Below are 4,597 nucleotides of genomic sequence, written 5' to 3'. Positions count from 1 at the left end.
AAAACCCGTCGACCACGCGCATCAGCACAGCACCAACCCAGCCACCGCGATAACCGGCGATGACGCCCACAAGCGTGCCCACCAATGTCGATAGCACCATGGCGAAGAAGCCSACCAGGAGCGAGATGCGGCCAGCTTCGAACAACCGGGCTGCCACGTCGCGCCCCAGTGGATCGGTGCCGAAAATGTGGCCACCGGTGAAAGGAGGCGCAAAGCGGGCACGCAGATCGATGTAAAGCGAGTCATAGGGCAGCAGGTATGGGGCGAAGATGCACGCCAGCACCAGGCAGATGATCATTGCCAGTCCCAGCAAAGCCAGGTGATGGCTCATGAAGCGTCGGGCCGCGCGACTCTGCCACCAGTGGCTGGCATGTACGGGCGCGAAGATGCACGCCAGCACCAGGCAGATGATCATTGCCAGTCCCAGCAAAGCCAGGTGATGGCTCATGAAGCGTCGGGCCGCGCGACTCTGCCACCAGTGGCTGGCATGTACGGGTTGGACGAAAGCGGTCATGGCGGCTGTCTCCTGATGAGCGTTCAAGCCARRCGRATGCGCGGGTCGACGATTGCGACGACGATATCTGCGATGAGGTTGCCGAGGATGACGATGATCGCCGAGAATATCAGCAGGCCCATCACCACTGGATAGTCGCTGTAGCCGAGACTATCGAGGAAGAGGCGCCCCATGCCGGGCCAGGTGAAGACGGTCTCTGTCACCAGGGCGCCCGTCAGAATGCTGGGGAGCTGGATGCCAGCAAGAGTGATCATCGGCAGCGAGGCGCCCCATGCCGGGCCAGGTGAAGACGGTCTCTGTCACCAGGGCGCCCGTCAGAATGCTGGGGAGCTGGATGCCAGCAAGAGTGATCATCGGCAGGAGTGCGTTGCCGACGACGTGCTTGAGGATCACGCGGCGTTCGCTCAGCCCTTTGGCACGGGCAGTTTTGACGTAGTCCTGGCTGATGGCGTCCAGTGTCGCCGACCGCATGTAGCGGCTCCAGATCGCGATATGGACCAGGGCCAGAACTGCACTCGGCAGGATGAGATGATGCAGATAGTTCAGGAATGAACCATCGCCGATCTTGTACATGTTGCCCGCCGGCAGCCAGCCGAGCTGCAGCGAAGACTGCACTCGGCAGGATGAGATGATGCAGATAGTTCAGGAATGAACCATCGCCGATCTTGTACATGTTGCCCGCCGGCAGCCAGCCGAGCTGCAGCGAAAAAACATAGATGCCAATCAGACCGAACCAGAAGGTCGGAATGGACAGCGCCACCATGGCGCCGACAGTGGCAGCGTAGTCGAACACCGAATAGCGGCGCGTCGCGCCACGGATGCCGATCCAGATGCCCACCGTCATGGCTATCGCCGTCGAGGTTCCCATCAACAGCAGGGTTGCAAACACATGTCGGCCGATTACCGAAAGGACCGGCGCACCATCACGGAAGGAAGTACCCCAATCGCCCTGCAAGAGGCGCCATGCCCAGTCGAAATACTGGATCCAAAGCGGGCGGTTCAGGCCGAGCTGCTCGGTGATGCGAGCCATGTCGGCTGCTGTCATGCCAGGGTCGAGCCCATACTGCGCCAGCGGTCCACCTGGAATGAGGTTCAGGATCACGAAGCCGATGATGGAGACCATCACGAGCAACACGATGCTTTGGGACAGTCGGTTGATCAGGAAGCTGCGCATTGGTCCCTCCATTTGTAAGGCTGCAGAGTGATTATGCCGCCGCCCCTGAGGGCGGCGGCATGTGGCTTAGCTCTTCCAGTACCAGGCAGCAGCGTTCCAGGATTCGGTGCGTGTATTGGAGTTGGGGATAAAGCCTCCCACGCTTCCCTTGTGCCCGAACACAGAGGTGTTCGCGAACAGCGGCAGGAAGGGCAGATCCCGACGGATGATTTCCTGTATGCGGAAATAGATCTCACGCCGCGCTTCCGGATCGAAGGTGCGGCTGCCTTCTTCCAACAAGGCATCGACCTCGGCGTTGGAATACTGCGCGTTGTTTGACCCGCGACCACCCTGGGCCGCGATCGACTTGGTGTGGAAGCGGTTTGTCACGTCGGGGTCGGCGCCGATCAGATAGGTGATGCCCGATATGGCAGTGTCGAACTGAGACAGAGCCCAGAAATCGCCGAACATCACCGCCGAGGGCAAGTTCGAGATGGTCATCTCGACGCCGATTTCGGCGAGGGTCTGCTGGATGAACTGCTGCGCCTGCTCGCGCAGGTGGGCTCCCGACGTGGTCGAATTGGCGAAGGACAGCCGCACGCCGTCCTTCGCGCGGATGCCGTCGGCCCCCGGCAGCCAGCCCGCCTCGTCGAGAATCTGGGCGGCGCGCTCGAGGTTAAACTCCTGCTTGGGCAAGTCTGGGTTGAAGTAGAAGGACTGCTTCGGCATGAAGGTCTCGGTCGTCGTCGGCACACTGTAGTTGAGCGCGTCAATGATCGCCTGGCGGTCGATTGCCAGGTAGAGCGCCTCACGCACGGCGAGTTCCTTGAACTGCGGCCGCTCCAGGTTGAAATAGAAAGTCTCAACCGAGCTCTTCGGCACAAGCGTCACCACGCGGTCAGCCAGTGTGCTGGCCTCGGCATAGTTGTCAGGGCTGATATAGGCCTGACCTACCAGGTCGATATCGCCGCTCTTGAACTGGGTGTAGAGCACCGTATTGTCCGGGATGTATTTGAAGACCAGCTGCTCAAGATAGGGGCCGTCGCCAAAGTAGTCGGTGTTGGCCACAAGTTCGAGGTGATCGCCGGCGACCCGCTGGCCCCACTTGAACGCGCCGGTGCCGATGGGCGCCTGATTGAAAGCGTTCTCGTTGAGGTCGGCTTCTTTCTCCAGGATGTGCTTGGGCACCATGAAGGTTTCGGTCAGGAAAGAGAGGTAGGGCGCGAAGGCCTGCTCCATCCGCCAGGTAAGCTCGGTGGGCGAGACCACCGTGATGTCCCGCACCTGTGAGTGGCCCGTGGTGCGCCAGGCGCGGAAGTCGGGGTTGACGATCAGCTCAAGCGTGAATTTAACGTCTTCGGCGGTGAAGGGCGTGCCATCGTGCCAGCGGACGTCATCCCTCAGGCGGATACGCCAGTTGAGACCGTCCTCGGATATGCCGCCATTTTCCTGGCTCGGAACTTCAAAGGCCAGATTGGGCTGGATGACGCCGTATGGGTCGATACGGAACAGTGCGTCGAACATCGAGAAGTTGACCCCGTCGTCAACCTCGATATGGGGCATCAGGGGGTTGAACACCGTGGGTTCCTGCGAAAGACCCACCACGATCCGGCCTGTCGGCGTTGTCGGCGGCGTCTGGCCGAAAGCCGGCGCGAGCAGCAGGTTTGGTGCTACCAGGGTTGCCACCCCGCCCATTCCCATGAGGCGCAAGGCGTCACGTCGCGAAAACGTGGATTTCGTCGTTGAACGATTGGTCATGATGAAGTTCTCCGTCGTGGCGATAACCGCCGCTGCCCTTACCAGTTGGCCGCAACCGAACGGGCATTGCCCGGTTGCTCTCCAGGAATCGCGGCCACCAGCTCTCGCGTGTAGGCCGACTGCGAATTCAGGAAGATTTGAGTTGGGGGGCCATGCTCAACGATCCGCCCTTTCTGCATCACCGCGATCTCGTCACAAATCTGGCTGGCGACGCGAAGATCGTGGGTGATGAACACCATCGAAACGCCGGTCTCGCGCTGTATCTGATCGAGAAGTTTGAGGATTTGCGCCTGAATGGATCTGGCTGGCGACGCGAAGATCGTGGGTGATGAACACCATCGAAACGCCGGTCTCGCGCTGTATCTGATCGAGAAGTTTGAGGATTTGCGCCTGAATGGACACGTCGAGTGCCGAGACCGCCTCATCGGCGATGAGCAGCTTTGGCTTGAACATCAGGGCCCGCGCGATGCCGATACGCTGGCGCTGCCCACCGGAAAATTCATGCGGGAAACGGTCGAAGGCGCCGGCGTCAAGGCCTACATGAGAGAGCAACGCGCGCGCCTCCTCGCTGGCTACGCTGGCGCTGCCCACCGGAAAATTCATGCGGGAAACGGTCGAAGGCGCCGGCGTCAAGGCCTACATGAGAGAGCAACGCGCGCGCCTCCTCGCTGGCCTGGGCATAGGATGATCCGTGCGCGATCGGCCCGACCGTCAGTATATGGCCGATCGTCGACCTCGGGTTCAGTGACGCAAAGGGGTCCTGGAAGATCATCTGGATCGCGGGACGCAGGTGCCGGAAGTCACCCTCAGACAGGGGGGCGATATCGAGCCCCTCAAATTCGATGCGACCCGCGTCGCTGTCCATCAGCTTGATCAGCAGGCGCCCGAGCGAGGACTTGCCAGACCCGCTTTCGCCAACAATTCCGAGGGTCCGGCCCGGCATGAGGCTGAACGAGACATCGTTCACGGCAGGCACGATGCGCTGCGTGCGGAACATAGCGCTGCCACTGCGATAGGTTTTGACCAAACCCTCCACTTTGAGGATCGGCTCCTTGTCGGCCGCCTTTGTGTGGGTGCGGTCGGCCCCTGCAAGACGGGGAACGGCGGCTATGAGACGCTTGGTGTATGGGTGGGGGGAACGGCGGCTATGAGACGCTTGGTGGATGGGTGGG

Annotated in this window: 1 protein-coding gene and 3 pseudogenes; all 4 read right to left on the bottom strand. The window is 61.0% G+C overall.

Annotation, left to right across the window (positions count from 1 at the left end):
* Window positions 1-514, bottom strand: a pseudogene (locus ASD04_RS05015) (hypothetical protein); the annotation flags it as partial.
* A 23-nt stretch (window positions 515-537) separates the two neighbouring features.
* Window positions 538-1,688: pseudogene (locus ASD04_RS05010) on the bottom strand (ABC transporter permease).
* 66 nt (window positions 1,689-1,754) lie between these two features.
* Complete coding sequence (locus tag ASD04_RS05005; protein ID WP_056253477.1) at window positions 1,755-3,425, bottom strand: peptide ABC transporter substrate-binding protein; 1,671 nt, start codon at window positions 3,423-3,425, stop codon at window positions 1,755-1,757.
* A gap of 38 nt (window positions 3,426-3,463) precedes the next feature.
* Window positions 3,464-4,597: pseudogene (locus ASD04_RS19830) on the bottom strand (ATP-binding cassette domain-containing protein); the annotation flags it as partial.

The sequence above is a fragment of the Devosia sp. Root436 genome, from assembly GCF_001426345.1.
Taxonomy (GTDB): domain Bacteria; phylum Pseudomonadota; class Alphaproteobacteria; order Rhizobiales; family Devosiaceae; genus Devosia.
Note: the sequence above shows the minus strand (reverse complement) of the source record. Positions and strands in the feature narration are given on the sequence as shown.

Excerpts from the sequence above, each read along its gene's own strand:
- ASD04_RS05005 (WP_056253477.1), bottom strand. The coding sequence starts at position 3,425 with ATGACCAATCGTTCAACGACGAAATCCACGTTTTCGCGACGTGACGCC.